Annotated in this window: 14 protein-coding genes; 3 read left to right on the top strand and 11 right to left on the bottom strand. The window is 70.6% G+C overall.

The window, feature by feature from the left end:
* Positions 1-261 precede the first annotated feature (261 nt).
* Entirely contained in the window at positions 262-474 is a 213-nt protein-coding gene (locus BN12_RS24910; RefSeq protein ID WP_048549519.1) for a hypothetical protein, read from the top strand.
* A 168-nt stretch (positions 475-642) separates the two neighbouring features.
* Here BN12_RS24910 and BN12_RS00145 read toward each other — a convergent pair whose 3' ends face one another.
* From BN12_RS00145 to BN12_RS00105, 9 genes are all read right to left on the bottom strand, one after another.
* Positions 643-1167 carry a hypothetical protein gene (locus BN12_RS00145; protein WP_048549518.1) on the bottom strand — a complete coding sequence of 175 codons (525 nt, stop codon included), beginning with the start codon at positions 1165-1167 and terminating at the stop codon, positions 643-645.
* Positions 1168-1362: 195 nt separating this feature from the next.
* Entirely contained in the window at positions 1363-2502 is a 1140-nt protein-coding gene (gene purM / locus BN12_RS00140) for a phosphoribosylformylglycinamidine cyclo-ligase (RefSeq protein WP_048549517.1), read from the bottom strand.
* Positions 2503-2770: 268 nt separating this feature from the next.
* Positions 2771-3358: an NADPH-dependent FMN reductase gene (locus BN12_RS00135; RefSeq protein WP_048549516.1), complete on the bottom strand. Its 588-nt coding sequence runs from the start codon at positions 3356-3358 to the stop codon at positions 2771-2773.
* A gap of 1585 nt (positions 3359-4943) precedes the next feature.
* Entirely contained in the window at positions 4944-6452 is a 1509-nt protein-coding gene (gene purF / locus BN12_RS00130; RefSeq protein ID WP_083454273.1) for an amidophosphoribosyltransferase, read from the bottom strand.
* Between the two features lie 102 nt (positions 6453-6554).
* Complete coding sequence (locus BN12_RS00125; RefSeq protein ID WP_048549514.1) at positions 6555-6791, bottom strand: hypothetical protein; 237 nt, start codon at positions 6789-6791, stop codon at positions 6555-6557.
* 148 nt (positions 6792-6939) lie between these two features.
* Positions 6940-8199 carry an ABC transporter ATP-binding protein gene (locus BN12_RS00120; protein ID WP_048549513.1) on the bottom strand — a complete coding sequence of 420 codons (1260 nt, stop codon included), beginning with the start codon at positions 8197-8199 and terminating at the stop codon, positions 6940-6942.
* A 51-nt stretch (positions 8200-8250) separates the two neighbouring features.
* Positions 8251-9111, bottom strand: coding sequence for a carbohydrate ABC transporter permease (locus BN12_RS00115; protein ID WP_048549512.1), 861 nt, complete (start codon positions 9109-9111; stop codon positions 8251-8253).
* Positions 9112-9114: 3 nt separating this feature from the next.
* Entirely contained in the window at positions 9115-10065 is a 951-nt protein-coding gene (locus tag BN12_RS00110; RefSeq protein ID WP_048549511.1) for a carbohydrate ABC transporter permease, read from the bottom strand.
* Positions 10062-11315 carry an extracellular solute-binding protein gene (locus BN12_RS00105; protein ID WP_235432252.1) on the bottom strand — a complete coding sequence of 418 codons (1254 nt, stop codon included), beginning with the start codon at positions 11313-11315 and terminating at the stop codon, positions 10062-10064. Before BN12_RS00105 ends, BN12_RS00110 begins: the two co-directional genes overlap by 4 nt.
* Before the next feature lie 204 nt (positions 11316-11519).
* Between BN12_RS00105 and BN12_RS00100 the strand changes: the two genes are divergently transcribed.
* Together BN12_RS00100 and BN12_RS00095 are read left to right on the top strand one after the other, a co-directional pair.
* Positions 11520-13112 carry a molybdopterin-dependent oxidoreductase gene (locus tag BN12_RS00100; protein ID WP_235432251.1) on the top strand — a complete coding sequence of 531 codons (1593 nt, stop codon included), beginning with the start codon at positions 11520-11522 and terminating at the stop codon, positions 13110-13112.
* A 142-nt stretch (positions 13113-13254) separates the two neighbouring features.
* Entirely contained in the window at positions 13255-14166 is a 912-nt protein-coding gene (locus BN12_RS00095) for a LysR family transcriptional regulator (RefSeq protein WP_048549510.1), read from the top strand.
* Between the two features lie 15 nt (positions 14167-14181).
* Here the strand turns inward: BN12_RS00095 and BN12_RS00090 are convergent, their stop codons facing one another.
* Both BN12_RS00090 and BN12_RS00085 read right to left on the bottom strand, forming a co-directional pair.
* Positions 14182-14571, bottom strand: coding sequence for a YciI family protein (locus tag BN12_RS00090; protein ID WP_162233000.1), 390 nt, complete (start codon positions 14569-14571; stop codon positions 14182-14184).
* Positions 14572-14716: 145 nt separating this feature from the next.
* Positions 14717-16225 (bottom strand): aminotransferase class I/II-fold pyridoxal phosphate-dependent enzyme, encoded by a 1509-nt coding sequence (locus tag BN12_RS00085; protein ID WP_083454272.1) that lies wholly within the window; start codon positions 16223-16225, stop codon positions 14717-14719.
* Between the last annotated feature and the right edge of the window lie 17 nt (positions 16226-16242).

Here is a 16242-nt window from a genome sequence, read left to right as displayed (position 1 = left end):
GAGTGTGCGGGGCGTCTGGCGGTTGTCCGTGGAGACGAACGGCGCGGCCACCGTCTGCGAAAGGGAGGCAAGCACCTGCCCCCTTCTCGAACGGTGCGGGCATCCCGCCGCCCAGAGGCGTGGGGCCCGCCTCTCAGGAGAGGGCGAGGTTCGCCATCGCGGAGGCCTTGGCGCGACGCCTGGCTGTCGCACGCACTGACGACGTGGACCCCCGTCGCCCGGCAGAAGCATCCCGGTGCGGTTCAAGGAGAGAATGACGGCATGACGGGCGAGTTGGCTTCCCTGGCGGCTGATATCGACGCGCGGTGTCGCCTCAGCGGCGATTTCGTCTTGCGGAGCGCCCAAGGGGCCAACGTCCACACCGTTGTCTGCGCCATCGATCGTTCTGAGGCTGGGGGCAATCGGTTGCAATCCATCGGCGTCCATACCCGGCCGGTTCTGCGTAAGACCGACCTCGACCGCGCGAGGGGTTGAGGTCGCGTCCCGACTCAGGCCGTTCTGAGAAAGAGGGCCTCTCCGCCGCCACTCAGCCTCGGGGTACTCGCGAATCACGTCCCCCAGCGCGGGCATCCGCCGGCCGGACGACGACCGGGCCGGGTCGCCCCCTGCGGCGACCCGGCCCGGGGGCCTACGGGGTCGAGGTCACACGCGCTCGCCGTTGCGTGGCACCTCGTATCCGACATGTTCCACGAGCTCGGCGCCACGACGAACGACGACGACGCGCTGGACGCCGAGCGTCAGGGCGAGGTAGAGGACGATTCCGGCCGAGCCCAGTCCCGATGCATTGCTGCCCTCACCGTGCATCAGGGCGTCGGCGCCCAGGTGGGCCGCGATGCTGAGGCCCCACAGCGCCAGCGTGACCGGCGTGCCCCGCTGGAGAAGCTGCCCCGTCGCGTCCCGCCAGACGCGCATCGTCAGGCCGCGCGCCACGCCGAGCACCGCCGCCAGGACCAGGCTGACGATGAGGAGCCCCCATGCGAGGAGCGGGACGTCGTGGTGCCGATCGGCATACTGCGCTACTTCGTACAGCCCCACGGCACCGAGGACGAGCAGGAGCTTGGTCGCCTGCTCCTCCCGCACCGGTCGGGTCCGCAGCTGACGGGACACGACCCACGCGAGGACGATGAGACCGATGACGATGTTGGCATAGCCGAGGTTTCCGGACATGACTCCAGGCTCCCTCGCGGAGGTCCTCGATACATCGGTCGCGTGTCACGACATCCCCATGACATCAGTCATCGAATCGACGTGACGCCAGGCATCGCCCGAGCGGCACGACGGGGCCCCGGCGCGCCCCGGGTGGATGCGCGGGACCCCGATCAGGTGAGAGGTCGCCTCGGAGGTCGAGCGCCCGGCTGTGGGTCAGGCAGGGTGGTCGCCGACGAGCTGGACGGACCCGCCGTCGACCCCTTTGGCACCTCGCACGACCTCTACGGAGGCGTCCGGGGCACCATCGGTCAGGGAGGTGACGGACCCGCATACCCACGTCGGTATGCCGCGGGCCGCGAGATGCTCGACCGCCGCCTCCGCGCTCGACTCCGGGACGACGGCGAAGAACCCGATGCCCTGGTTGAGGGTCCGCTCGAGGTCGGACCGCGGAACCCGCCCCAGCTCGCCCACGAGGGCGAAGACCGGCGGCGGGGTCCACGAAACTCGGTCGACCGTCGCGAGCACATCGGCCGGAAGGACGCGGGCGAGGTTCGCCGCGAGGCCGCCACCGGTGACGTGCGACAGGGCGTGGACCTCGGCGTCGTCGGCGCGCAGGAGAGAGAGGAGGTCCGCGGCATACACCCTCGTCGGCGTGAGGAGCTCCTCGCCGAGCGTGCGCCCGAGCTCCGGCACCTCGCGGTCGAGACGCCATCCGGCGTCGCGCACGACCTTGCGGACGAGGGAGTACCCGTTGGAGTGCAGGCCGCTGCTCGCGAGCGCGAGGACGACGTCCCCCGCCCGGACCCGGTCAGGGGTGAGGATGTCCGCCCGCTCGACGACGCCGGTCGCGGCACCGGCGACGTCGTACTCGTCAGGTTCGAGGAGTCCGGGGTGCTCGGCCGTCTCCCCGCCGACGAGCGCGACGTTCGCTGCGGCGCACGCGGCGGCGATGCCGGAGACGATGGCGGCAACCCGCTCGGGGACGACCTTGCCCGTCGCGATGTAGTCGGTCATGAAGAGGGGCTCCGCACCACAGACGACGATGTCGTCGACGACCATCCCCACGAGGTCCCAGCCGATCGTGTCGTGCCGGTCGAGGGCCTGGGCGATGGCGACCTTCGTCCCGACCCCGTCGGTGCTCGTCGCGAGGATCGGATGCGTCATCCGGGCGATGGCGGCGGCGTCGAAGAGGCCCGCGAAGCCGCCGAGACCACCGAGAACCTCGGGGCGTTGGGCCCGACGGACCGACTCCTTCATGAGCTCGACGGCCTTGTCGCCTGCCTCGACGTCGACTCCCGCGGCGGCGTACGTCGTGGGAGGCGGCGCGTCGGTCGGCGTCGGGGCGTCGGTCACGGCGCCAAGTCTAGGAGCGCCTCTCGCTCGCCAGGAGCGCCCCTCGCTGTGGACCGGCATCCGGGATACCGCGGCGAACGGTCGCCTTCGTGGTGTGGCCGCGCGACAGATCCTCCTCGGTGGGCGCGGCGATCCGCCACGCCTCTGGATCGGGTCCGCGCGATGCCACTCCTCGTCGGGTGGGCGCGACGACCCGCCACGCCTCTGGATCGGGTCCGCGCGGCGCAATGCCTCGGACGCCGCCTGGCCAGATGCGGTGGCTGGCGGTTCAGCCGGCCGCGGCGGGCTGCTCGCGCAGTGTGGCCAGCGGACCGGAGAGGCGGCGCATCTCATCGAGCATCGCCTTGGCGCCGGCTTCGACGAGCTCGTTCGGCGAGTAGACACCGTCGGCGATGTCGCCGAAGACGAACGGGATGTTGACCGAGTCGGCGACGACGCCCAGCTTGAGGGCCGCCAGCACCGGCTTGAGGGCCTGGACGGCGCGCGTGCCGGCCGCCACGCCGCCGTAGCTGACGATCCCGGCCGGCTTGTACGCCCACTCGTGCGACAGGTAGTCGAGGGCGTTCTTGAGGACGGCGTTGAAGCTGTGGTTGTACTCGGGCGTGACGAACACGTATGCGTCGCCGCGCTCCACGATCCGCGACCAGTCGATCGTGTGCTGGTGCACGTACTGGCGCAGGCGGGGGTGGTTCGGCTCGTCGAAGAACGGCAGGTCCAGCTCGGCGAGGTCGACGATCTCGACGTCGAACCCGTCGTGGGTCCGGGCGACGTCGGCGAGCCAGTTCGCGACGGGCAGGCCCACGCGGCCGGGGCGGGTGCTGGCGACGATGATCTGGAGCAGGGGCTTGGCGGACACGGGTGACTCCTCGGGCGACGCGGATTCAGGGGGCGACAGGTGCCACGTCATCGGGGCCATCCTAGTTGAAAGTTTAACCTTCGACCTTGCACAACTATTTCGCCATCTCACCCTCTGACCTCGCCCCCTCCTCCGACACGAGGTGTCCAGCGACCCCCGGCACCAGCTCACCAGTTACCTCGATCCGGACGGGTGGGCTGCGGGTGGAGGTATCCAGACACCTCGAGATGGTCACCACGTACCTCGATCCGGAGGGGTGGGCGACGGGGCGAGGTGCACAGACACCCCGAGATGGTCAGCACATACCTCGATCCGGAGGGGTGGGCTGCGGGTCGAGGTGTACAGACACCCCGAGATGGTCACCACATACCTCGACCCGGAGGGGTGGGCTGCGGGTCGAGGTATCCCGGGGCTTCGGGATGCTCACCCGCTCGAATGGCGGCATGAGCCGCCGCCCGACGCGAGCCGTCGGGACGGCCGTTCAAGGACTCCGATGCCCTCCAGAATGGTCGCTCCGTACCTCGAATCGCCGAGGTGGGCGTTGCGTCGAGGTACGCAGACACCCCGAGATGGTCAGCACATACCTCGACTCCGGAGGGCGGGCTGGGTCGAGGTACGCAGACACTCCGAGATGGTCAGCACATACCTCGACTCCGCGCCCAGTACGAAGAATGGAGGTATCCAGACACCGAGATGGTCGCTCCGTACCTCGATTCGCCGGAGCGCACGACGGGTCGAGGTGCACAGACACCTCGAGATGGTCACCACATACCTCGAATGGCGGGGCGGGCTGGGGGTCGAGGTACGCAGCTACCTCGAGATGGTCACTACATCCCTCGACTCCGCGCCCAGTACGAAGAATGGAGGTATCCAGACACCGAGATGGTCGCTTCATACTTCGAATCGGCGGGGTGGACGACGGGTCGAGGTGCACAGATGGCCACGACATACCTCGACTCCGAGGGACAGGCTGGGGTCGAGGTGCACAGACACCTCGAGATGGTCAGCACATACCTCGACCAGGAGGGGTGGGTAGCCGGTCGAGGTATCCCGGGACTCCGCGATCGTCACCTCCTCGCTCGAAAGGCGGAACTCGACCGACGTCGGGCACCCGAGATGTCGCTGATCCCGTCAGGACGACCGTTCAAGGTCTCCGATCCCCTCCAGATGGTCGCTTCATACCTCGATTGGCCGGGGTGGGCGTTGCGTCGAGGTGCACAGACACCTCGAGATGGTCACCACATACCTCGAATGGCGGGCGGGCTGGGGGTCGAGGTGCACAGACACCCCGAGATGGCCACCACATACCTCGACTCCAAGGGGCGGGCCGGGGTCGAGGTGCACAGACACCCCGAGATGGCCACCACATACCTCGACTCCGAGCGACGGGCTGGGGTCGAGGTGCACAGACACCCCGAGATGGTCACCACATACCTCGAATGGCGGGACGGGCTGGGGGTCGAGGTACGCAGGCACCCCGAGACGGGTCAGCACGTACCAAGAATGACTGGCGGGAGCCGACGCGGGGCACCGTCGACGGGCAGGATCGTTTCAGGGACGGGCGACGGCGACGGGCGATGGCGGTTCAGGGACGGGCGATGGCCTCGGCGACGATGTCGACGGGCAGTTGGAGCTCGAGGATCTCCTTGCCGAGACGGTCCTCCGCCGGCAGGGGCACCGGATACTGCCCGGTGAAGCACGCCGTGCAGAGCCGGTCGCGCGGCTGCTCGGTCGCCGCGATCATGCCGTCCTCGCTGATGTAGCCCAGCGAGTCCGCGCCGAGGGAGTTGCAGACCTCGTCGACGCCGATGCCGGTGGCGATGAGCTCGGCGCGCGTCGCGAAGTCGATGCCGTAGAAGCAGGGCCAGCGCACCGGCGGCGAGGAGATCCGGACGTGGACCTCCTTGGCGCCCGCCTCGCGCAGCATCCGCACGAGGGCCCGCTGGGTGTTGCCGCGGACGATGGAGTCGTCGACGACGACGAGCCGCTTGCCGCGGATGACATCGCGGAGCGGGTTCAGCTTGAGCCGGATGCCGAGCTGCCGGATCGTCTGGGACGGCTGGATGAAGGTCCGGCCGACGTAGGCGTTCTTGACGAGCCCCTGGCCGTACGAGATCCCCGACTCCTGGGCGTACCCGATCGCCGCGGGCGTGCCGGACTCCGGTGTCGGGATGACGAGGTCGGCCTCGACGGGGTGCTCGCGCGCCAGGGCCCGTCCCATCGCGACACGCGACTCGTGGACGACGCGACCGTTGATCGTCGTGTCCGGGCGCGCGAGGTAGACGTACTCGAAGACACACCCCTTGGGCTCGGCCGACGCGAACCGCTGGGAGCGCAGCCCGTCCTCGTCGACCGCGATGAGCTCCCCGGGCTCGACCTCCCGGATGAACGAGGCACCGACGATGTCGAGGGCCGCGGTCTCCGATGCGACGACCCAGCCCCGCTCGAGCCGGCCGATGACCAGGGGCCGGATCCCCTGCGGGTCGCGCGCGGCATACAGCGTGTGCTCGTCCATGAAGACGAAGCAGAAGGCGCCCCGCAGCAGCGGCATGACCTCCAGGGCGCGCGCCTCGAGGGAGCGGTCCGGGTCGTCGGCGAGGAGCGCGGTGACGAGGGCGGTGTCGGTCGTGTTGCCACGGCGCAGCTCGCCGATGTGGGACTGGCCGGGAGCCATCCGGTCCTCGATGAGCGCCTTCAGCTCGGCGGAGTTGACGAGGTTGCCGTTGTGGGCGAGCGCGACGGTCGAGCCGTCGTGGCCGCCGAGGGTCGGCTGGGCGTTCTCCCACGTCGAGCCGCCCGTCGTCGAGTAGCGGCAGTGGCCGATCGCGAGGTGCCCCTTGAGCGAGTCGAGCGAGCGCTCGTTGAACACCTGCGAGACGAGGCCCATGTCCTTGTAGACGAGCAGGCGCGTGCCGTCGGAGGCGGCGATCCCGGCACTCTCCTGGCCGCGGTGCTGGAGGGCATACAGCCCGTAGTAGGCGAGCTTCGCGACGTCCTCACCGGGTGCCCAGACGCCGAAGACACCGCAGGCGTCCTGGGGGCCCTTCTCGCCGGGGAGGAGGTCATGGGAGAGGCATCCGTCACCGCGTGGCACGACCCCCAGTCTCTCATGGGTATGCGGATGCCTCGGTCGGCGCGCTCGGCTGCCCGCCCGGTGTCGGTCAGGACGAGGGCCAGCCGGCGCGGTCGGCCGTGGTCAGCCGCGGTCGGCGCGGTTCCTCCGGCTCATCGACCGGTCGAGGATCGCCGCGACGGCCGCCCCGACGATGACGCCGACGAAGATCCCGGCGAGGCCGAGGTACCCGGCCCCCGCGACGTCCCCGTAGCCGGTGGCCGGGCCGCTGAGGAGCGAGACGATGACACCCGCGACGAGCCCGATGAGCCCCCCGGTCCACAGGAAGCGGGAGAAACGGGGCAGACGGGCCTGGCTCACGCCCACGATGCTACCGATGTCCGGGAGTCGACCTCGGGGCGCAGGGACGGCGCGGAGGGCCGGGACGGGTGGATCGTGATCCGCCGGTGGGATCGCGAGCCCACCCAGCCGGCCCTGACGCACACCGTCGGCCTGGCAGAGGGTCGCCTCAGGCCGCGCCGCCCTTGGCGGCCTCGCGCTTCTTCGCCCGCTCGAGCGCCATCCTGCGCTGCGCCTCGCTGTCCTTGGCGATCTGTGCGGCTTTCTCGTCGTCGCGGGTCAGGTTGTCGCCCGACTCGGGATCGAAGACGTGCATGAGCGCCGGGTCGAACGCCAGGTCGGCCTCGTCGCCCTCGATGACCCGGGAGCGGGCGTCGAGGTTGACGATGAGCTGGGGGTGCATGCCCTCACCGTCGAGCTCGCGGTCGAGCTCGTCGAGCTTGTCCCGGACCGCCCGATCGGCGTCGAACGGGATGTAGGCGTACTGCTCGTTGCCGAGCCACTCGGTCTGGTCGACGACGGCGGTGAAGTGGACGGCGTGCTCCGGCGTTGTCTCGACCGTCGCGTCCTTGATGTGCTCCGGGCGCAGGCCGACGATGACGACGTCCTTGCCCTTGACCTTCTCGACGAGGTCGCCGGTGATGGTCACCTCGGCGTGCGGCAGGTGCAGCGTCGAGCCGGAGACCCGGGCTGGCAGGAAGTTCATCGGAGGCGAGCCGATGAAGCCCGCGACGAAGAGGTTGACGGGTTGCTCGTACAGCTCACGCGGGGAGGCGACCTGCTGGAGGATCCCCTTCTTGAGGACGGCGACGCGGTCGCCGAGGGTCATCGCCTCGACCTGGTCGTGGGTGACGTAGATCGTCGTGATGCCGAGGCGCCGCTGCATCCGGGCGATCTCGGTGCGCATCTGCCCGCGCAGCTTGGCGTCGAGGTTGGACAGCGGCTCGTCGAAGAGGAAGGCGTCGGCCTCGCGGACGATGGCCCGGCCCATCGCGACACGCTGGCGTTGGCCCCCGGAGAGGTTCGACGGCTTGCGGTCGAGGTGTTCGTCGAGCTCGAGCATGCCCGAGGCCTGATGGACCATCCGCCTGATCTCCTCCTCGCTGTGCTTGCCCTTCTGGAGCCGCAGCGGGAAGGCGATGTTCTCGAACACGGTGAGGTGCGGGTAGAGCGCGTAGTTCTGGAACACCATGGCGAGGTGCCGGTCGCGGGGCGCGAGGTCGTTGACCCGCTTGCCGTCGATGAGCAGGTCGCCGGAGGTAATGTCCTCCAGCCCGACGACCATCCGCAACAGCGTCGACTTCCCGCAGCCGGACGGGCCGACGAGGATGACGAACTCCCCGTCGGCGATGTCGAGGCTCACGTCGTTGACGGCGGGGAAGCCGTCGCCGTACTTCTTGACGATGTTCTTCAGCTCGATGCGTGACATCGGGGTTTCTCCTGTCGGGTGCGCTGTTGTCGCGTATGCGGGACGGACCGGTCAGCCCTTGACGGCACCGGAGGTGAGGCCCGAGACGATCCGGCGCTGGAAGAGCAGCACGAGGATGACGACGGGGATCGTGACGATGACGGCCGCCGCGCAGATCGCGCCGGTCGGCTGCTCGAACTGGCTCGCGCCGGTGAAGTAGGCCAGGGCCGCCGGGACGGTCCGGGCGTTCTCCGACGTGAGGTTGCTGGAGAAGACGAAGTCGTTCCACGCGGTGAAGAAGGCGATGATCGCCGTCGTGAAGACGCCGGGGGCTGCGAGCGGGGCGATGACCTTGCGGAAGGCCTGCCAGCTCGTCGCGCCGTCGACCTGGGCGGCCTGCTCCATCTCCCACGGGATCTGCTGGAAGAACGCCGACAGGGTCCAGATCGACAGCGGCAGGGTGAGCGCGAGGTAGGGGATGATGAGGCCGGGCAAGGTGTCGAACAGGCCGATCTGGCGCCACAGGTTGAACAGCGGGGTCACCATGGCGATGACGGGGAAGAACGACACCGCGAGCGCCGTCGTGAGGATGACGCCCTTGCCGGGGAAGTCGAGCCTGGCGATGGCGTACGCACAGAACGTCGCGAGGATGACGGAGATGACCGTCGACACGAGACAGACGACGATGCTGTGCCACAGGGCCGGGACGAACAGGTCGCTCGCGCCGCCGGTGAAGATGAGCCGGTAGTTGTCGAGCGTCATGTGCTTGGGCCAGAAGTTGCCGAGGATGTTCTGCGTCGAGTCGGCGAGGGCCGCAGTGGACTTCAGCGAGGTGGCGAGGATCCACAGCAGCGGGATGGCGGTCCACACCATGATGGGGATCGAGGCGACCCCGAGCCAGGTCTTGACCTTGTCGCTGACGTTGGTCTCCATGGCTCAGCGCCCCCTCGTCCCGCCGGTGAGATCGACCTTGAAGCCTCTGACGAAGATGAAGGCGATGATGAGGACGATGATGAAGAGGATGACGGCGAGGGCCGACCCCATCCCGATCTCCACCCGGTTGATCGTCTCGTTGGCCACGAGCATCGACAGCGTCATCGTCTTGTTGGCCCCTCCGGTCATGATGTACGGGTTGTCGTAGATCCGGACGGCGTCGAGGGTGCGGAAGAGGACCGCGACCATGAGCGCGGCCTTCATGTTCGGCAGGATCACCTTGTAGAACCGCTGCCACCACGTCGCGCCGTCGACCTTCGCCGCCTCCTCCATCGAGCTGTCCACCTGGGCGAGGCCGGCGAGCAGGAGCAGCGACATGAAGGGCGTCGTCTTCCAGATCTCCGACAGACAGATGATCGTCAGCGACGACCAGCGGCCCCCGAACCAGTCGTACTCGAGGTTCCACGCACCGAAGGTGAAGACGTGCAGCCAGTGGTTGAAGAACCCCGTGCTCACCTGCGCCGCGAACAGCCAGGCGAACCCGGACACGACGGTGATGATCGAGTACGGGATGAGGACGATGGTCCGCAGCGTCTTGCGGGGCCAGACGACCTTGTTCATGACCATGGCGATCGCCATGCCGAGGACCAGCTCGAAGACGAGGGTCACGACGACGATGATGAAGGTCGTCGTGAACGTCTGCCAGAAGAGCGGATCGGTGAGTGCCGTGAGGTAGTTGCGGAGGAAGACGAACTTCCTGCCGGCCGGGTCGGTGAGCCGGTAGTTGAACAGCGACAGATAGACGGCGTACGCGATCGGGTACAGCGTCACCAGGAGCATGATGACGAAGGCCGGGCCGGCCAGCCGCCAGCCGAGGGCCCGTTCGCCGCGGGCTCGGTCGGACAGCCGGGCCTTGGTGCGCGTGGTGCCGGTGGCCGCGGAGTCGGTCGTCATAGCAGCCTCTTTCCCTTGAGCACGTCGAGGATGAACTGCTGGGCCTTCGCCGGCGTCTGCTCGGTCACGGCGCCCGGCGGGCTGAACTTCTGCTGCAGCGCCGTCGAGATGTCACCCCAGTAGGGGCTGAGCGGGCGCGGCACGGCGTCGTCGAGCGAGGTGCGGATGAGGGCGGCGATGCCGCCCGGGAAGGCCTTCTTCACCGCGTCGGTGTCGTAGGCCGCCTTCCGGCTCGCGGGGTTGCCCGACGCCACCATGTACGCCGCCTGGTGCTGCTCGTCGGTGATGCACGCGGCGGCCTGGTAGGAGAGCGAGACGTGCTTGCTGTACTTGCCGACCGCGATCTCGATGCCGCCGAAGGGCGGGGCGGAGTCCTTGCCCTCGACGGTGCGGGGGTAGATGGCCGCACCGACGTCGCTCTTGTCACCGGTGTAGGCGGCATACGTGTAGGGCCAGTTGACGAGGAACCCGCCCTTGGGCGAGGTGAACAGGTCGAGCGACTGGGTCTCCTGCGAGGTGCCCATGGCGGGGCCGCCGACTCCCGTCGAGCTGACCTTGGCGATGATCGCCGCCGCCTCGCGCCCGGCGTCGGAGTCGAGGCCGAGCTTGATGTTCTCGTAGGTGGCGTCGGGGTTCTCGACGATCTTGCCGCCCGCGCCCGCGACGAGGGCGTTGATCCACACCGAGTAGCCCTCGTAGAGCGCCGACTGGACGCCGATGGAGGTGTTGGTCTTCCGCGCCGCCGCGATGAGCTGGTCCCACGTCACCGGCTCGCCGAGGTCGATGCCGGCCTTCTCGGCGACCGACTTCTTGTACCAGAGCAGCTGGGTGTTGGCCCAGAAGGGGACGGCGATGAGCTTGCCCTGGTACTTCGAGGCGTCGATGGCGGACTGGACCCGGTCCGCGGTGAACTCGTCGACCATGCTCGTCGGGACCGGCGCGAAGTAGCCCGCCGCGGCGAACTCGGTGACGAACGCGGGGTCGACGCTCATCAGGTCCATGCCCGACTCGCTCGCCGCGAGCCGGCGCAGCAGCTGGATCCGCTGATCGCTCGCGCTGGTCGGCAGCAGCTGCACGGAGATCGTGTACTTGCCTCCGGAGGCGTCGGAGCACTCCTTGGCGAGCTGGGCCTGGCCGCCCTTCGTCGGGTCGGCGTTGCCCACGTCCGGGTTGATGTACCACGTGAGCCGGGCCGGGCCGCTCGACTCGTCGCTGCTGCCGCAGGCGGCCAGGGCCGTGGCCGCCAACACCGCCCCGACCGCGGCCACCGCGGTCCGGCGTCTGCGAAATCCTCGATGCATCGGGTCTCCCGTCGTCGCGCGTACGCCGCCCCGGAGCCGCATCCCGTCGATCAGCTACGAGCACCGGGAGCTTTCTGTCTACCACCCCGGCGGCACATCGGCATTCCCTGATTCGTCCGCACCGTTCCCAGCAAGCGGGGCGACACTGGTTCGGTGGCGACCGTCCAGACCGAGCCGGGACGGGTCGCGGCCCCTGCCCGCCGGGTCAGCCGGTGGCCGTATGCCGTGGCCGGGCTCGTCGCCGCGCTCGCGGGAATGGCCGTCGGGCACGTCCTCGCCGTCGTGGCCTTCGGGTCGTCGAGCTCGCCGGTCCTCGCCGTGGGGTCGCAGGTCGTCGACGCCACTCCCGTCGCCGTCGAGCAGTGGGCGGTCCACACGCTCGGGACGTCCGACAAGCCGTTCCTCCTCACCATGGTCGCCCTCGTCACCGGGCTCGCGGCCGCGGGGATCGGCGTCGTCGGCAGGACCCGGCCCACCCTGGCCCGTCTCCTGCTCGCCGGGCTGGCTCTCGTCGCCGCCGTGTGCGCCAGCCTCCGGCCGGAGGCCGGGAACCTGCCTGCCGTGCCGTCGATCGCCGCGGGCCTCGTCGGGCTGCCCGTCTTCAGCCGGCTGCGCGGACGGGCGGTCGACGGGGAGACCCGAGGCATGGCATACGACCCGAGGATGTCGGCATACGAGCCGGGGACGCGTCCCGCTCCCGACCGCCGGGGGTTCCTCGCCGCCGCCGGGGGTGTCGTGGCGGGTGGCGTGGCCCTCGTCGTCGGCTCGCGGCTCGTCGGTCCCGGCAAGCCACGCGGGCCGCTCCCCGCGCTTCCCGCGCCGGTCGACGCGGCTCCCGCGCTGCCGACGGGACTCGACGCGAGGGTCAAGGGCATCACGCCGTTCCGGACGCCCGCGAAGGACTTCTACCGCGTCGACACCGAGTTCCTCGTGCCGCACGTCGACGCGGCCGGATGGAAGCTGACGATCGACGGCGACGTCGCGCATCCCTTCTCCATCACGTATGCCGAGCTGCTGCGGATGCCGATGATCGAGCGCGACATCACCCTCGCCTGCGTGTCGAACGAGGTGAACGGCGACCTGACCGGCGGCGCCCGGTGGCTCGGCGTGCGGACCAAGGACCTCCTCGAGCGCGCCGGCGTCCACTCGACGGCGGACCAGATCCTGTCGACCTCGACGAGCGGCATGACCATCTCGACACCGCTCGCCGCCCTCCTCGACGGGCGGGACGCGCTCGTCGCCGTCGCGATGAACGGCGCCCGGCTGCCGGACGCCCACGGCTTCCCGGCCCGGCTCGTCACCCCGGGGCTGTACGGCTTCACCGGCGCCACGAAGTGGGTGAGCCGGATGACGGCGACGACGTATGCCGCCCAGTCGGCCTACTGGACCGAGCAGGGGTGGGTGACCGACGCGCCGGTGAAGACCGAGGCTCGGATCGACACGCCGACGGGGCGGGTCTCCGCGGGACGCACCGCGATCGCCGGGGTCGCGTGGGCGATGCACCGCGGCATCCGGTCGGTCGAGGTGCGGGTCGACGACGGCGACTGGCAGGCGGCGACGATGGGTCCGGACGCCGGGATCGACTACTGGCGCCAGTGGTACCTGCCGTGGGAGGCGACGCCGGGCCGGCATACCCTCGTCGCCCGCGCGACCGACGACACCGGGGCCGTCCAGACCGCTGCCCACGCCGATCCCTACCCCGCCGGGGCGAGCGGCTACCCCTCGGTGACCGTCACCGTCTCCTGACCTCCCGCTTCCCGCACGTGCGCACACCCACCCCGCACGTGCCGAGTTGATGTCGTCAAGACGGTCTTGGGACGACATCAACTCGGCACGTGTGAGCGTGCGGGCAAGGGGAAGGGGCGAGGGGGAGTCCTAGGCTCACCGCATGGACGACGTGACGATGCCGCAGCTGCGGGCCATCGTCACGCTGGCCCGCACGAAGACGATCGCCGCGGCCGCTGCCGAGCTGGGCTACACCGCCGGCGCGATCTCCCAGCAGCTCGCGGGCCTGGAGAAGGCGGTCGGGGTGCGCCTGCTCGTCCACGTCGGCCGGCGCGTCGAGCTGACCGACGCCGGGCTCATCCTCGCGCGGCACGGGGCGACGATCCTCGACGACGTCCTCGACGCCCGCGAGGCGGCGGTCAGCACCGAGCGCAGCGTGAGCGGCACGGTCGAGGTCGGGATCTTCGCCACGAGCCCGGCGGAGCTGTTCGGGCGTGCCGTGCTCCTCGCCGGGGAGCGGCACCCGGACCTCGAGGTCCGCAGCTGCGAGATCCACGTCGACGCCGTGTCGGGCGCGGTGCGTGGGCATGTCGTCGACCTCGCGCTCGGCGTCGAGTACCCCGAGGTTCCGCTGCCCCGCCCGGACGACCTCACGGTGCGCACCCTCGTTCGCGAACCGTTCGCTCTCGCGGTCCCCGTTTCCTGGGCCGGTCGCATCCCGACCGAACCGGTCGACCTCTCGGTGGGGCGGGACTGGCCGTGGGTGCTGCCGGCCGACGACTCGCACTTCGCGGTCGCGACCGGTCACGCGTTCCGTCGGGCCGGGTTCGAGCCGCGGATCGTCCACGGCATCACCGACACGGCTGCCACGTGCGCGATGGTCGCAGTGGGAGTCGCCGCGACCCTCCTCACCCCGATGATGGCCGGGGTGCGGGCGACCGAGGCGATCCGCCTCGTCCCGCTGACGAGCCCACCGAGCCGCGAGCTCGTCCTCATCCATCGCAGCGGGCCGATGCGTCCGAGCGTCGCGGCGGCGGCCGGTGTCATCGAGGACGTGGCCGCCGGCGTGTCCTGACGCGGCGCCCACCGCTCAGTCGTCGAGCTCCTCGAAGGGGACGACCTCGCCGACGGGCCGCGGGTACTGCGGGAACGCGATGCGGCCCTCGGCGACACACCACCGCGCCGCCTCGACGGTGAGCCATCCGGCGCGCACCATCGGATCCTCGCGCGCCGTCGCGAGGGCCTCCTCGACGCCGACCGTGTAGACCGACATCCCGCGCAGCCGCTCGTCGGTCTGCTGCCGCATCGGCCCGTTCGCCGCGGTGATGCCGCGCGCAGCGAGGTCCGCTCCGTAGGCGAGGTGCCGTCGCTGCAGGTCCGCGAGCGTCTCCTCGGCGAGGTCGGGCGGGTTCTCGGGCCGGAGGAGGAACACGAGGGTCCGCACGTCGAAGGCGGCAGGCACGCCACGGGGCCGGTCCACGGCCCGAGCATAGGACAGCGCACGGAGCCGGGACCCGGCCAACGAGCCGACCAGCCGGGCCGGGACCGACGTCAGCGGCGTGCGCGGACGTGCGCTCCACGCGAACCCGCCCTGGGGTCGCCGGCGGGGAGCCGCGCGGCAAGCGTCAGAGGTATGCGGCGAGGCGGGTCAGCGTCCCCTCGAGATCCGCGCCGGTCGTCGCAGGGTTGATCGTGCACAGGCGCAGGACCGACCGGCCGTGCAGGGTCGTCGTCGTGAGCGCGGCATACCCGTCGTCGGACAGGGCGGCCGCGGCCCGGGTATGGTCCTCGCCGGTGGCGCCCACGGCGGCGAAGGTGACGACCCCGAGCTGGGCCGGCGTGACGACCTCCCAGAACGGGTCCGCGCGCAGGAGCCCCTCCGCATGCTCGGCGAGCGCGATCCCGCGCTCCACGGCATCGGCGAGGGCCCGGGTCCCGTAGCCGCGCATGGTGAGCCACAGCTTGAGGGCCCGCGACCGGCGGGACAGCTCGAGGCTCCGGTTGCGCAGGTCGACCTCCCCGGTGCCGGCCGTGACGTCGGCGAGGTACTCGGGGTTCATCGTGTAGGCCCGCTCCAGCACCCCGGGCCGGGTCACGAGGAGACACCCGACGTCATACGGCTGGAAGAGCCACTTGTGCGGGTCGAGGACGACGGAGTCGGCGCGGGTGATGCCGGCCAACTCGTCTCGACCCGGGGCGCAGAGGGCGGCCGGGCCACCGTAGGCGCCGTCGACATGCAGCCAGACGTCCTCGATGGCGCACAGGTCGGCGAGGTCCTCGAGCGGGTCGACGGTGCCCGTGTTCGTCGTGCCGGCCGTCGCGATGACGACGAGGGGCCGACGCCCCGCCTCCCGGTCGGCGGCCATCCGCCGCCGCAGCTCCTCGACGGGGAGGCGCAGGTCCTCGCCGGTCGGGACGACGCTGATCTGCTCCGCGGACCACCCGAGGAGGCGGAGCCCCCGGGCGATCGAGGAGTGGGTCTGGTCGGAGAGGTAGGCGACGCCCTCGCCGAGCACGGCCCGGACCGCGACGAGGGCGGTGACGTTCGCCATCGAGCCACCGGAGAGCAGGACGCCCTCGGTCGACTCCGGGAGCCCGAGGACCGACGCGAGCCATTCGCAGACGACGAGCTCGACCGTCGCCGGCCCGGAACCGCCGCCCCAGGAGGTGGCGATGGCCTGGTGCCCGGTGCCGAGCCACTCGCCGAGGACCGCCGGGAACGACGACGGGCCCGGCACCCGCGCGAAGTAGCGCGGGTGGTCGCCGTGCTGCATGTGCGGCAGGGCGACGTCGACGAGGGCCTCCATCGCCGCCTGCACGTCACCGGGCTCGGACGGCACAGGCCCGCCGAGCGTCGACCGGAGGTCGCCGGGATCGCCGACCCGGACCGCCGGGCCGGAGCCCTTCCCCGCCACATGGGCGACGACCTGGTCGACGACCCAGTAGCCGAGCCGGCGCATCTCCTCGGGGTCCAGGGCGAGGGGGTCCCCGGGCAGCTCGGCGAGAGGACGGGCGGTGCGCCGGACCGGCGGCGCGCTCGTCGGTTCCGCGATGTCGCCCGGGCCCGCGACGGCCGCCGGGTCGGCGGAGGGATCGGGGGTCGCGAGGGGACCCGGCGACGGCGCTGACGGCATACGAGACTCCTTGCGGG

Source organism: Nostocoides japonicum T1-X7 (genome assembly GCF_001046855.1).
Taxonomy (GTDB): Bacteria; Actinomycetota; Actinomycetes; order Actinomycetales; family Dermatophilaceae; genus Nostocoides; species Nostocoides japonicum.
This window is presented reverse-complemented; position numbering and strand designations above follow the sequence as displayed.

Coding starts and splice junctions, on each gene's coding strand:
- BN12_RS00095 (WP_048549510.1), top strand. CDS start 13,255: ATGGACGACGTGACGATGCCGCAGCTGCGGGCCATCGTCACGCTGGCC.
- BN12_RS00115 (WP_048549512.1), bottom strand. CDS start 9,111: ATGGAGACCAACGTCAGCGACAAGGTCAAGACCTGGCTCGGGGTCGCC.
- BN12_RS00110 (WP_048549511.1), bottom strand. CDS start 10,065: ATGACGACCGACTCCGCGGCCACCGGCACCACGCGCACCAAGGCCCGG.
- BN12_RS24910 (WP_048549519.1), top strand. CDS start 262: ATGACGGGCGAGTTGGCTTCCCTGGCGGCTGATATCGACGCGCGGTGT.
- BN12_RS00145 (WP_048549518.1), bottom strand. CDS start 1,167: ATGTCCGGAAACCTCGGCTATGCCAACATCGTCATCGGTCTCATCGTC.
- BN12_RS00120 (WP_048549513.1), bottom strand. CDS start 8,199: ATGTCACGCATCGAGCTGAAGAACATCGTCAAGAAGTACGGCGACGGC.
- BN12_RS00085 (WP_083454272.1), bottom strand. CDS start 16,225: ATGCCGTCAGCGCCGTCGCCGGGTCCCCTCGCGACCCCCGATCCCTCC.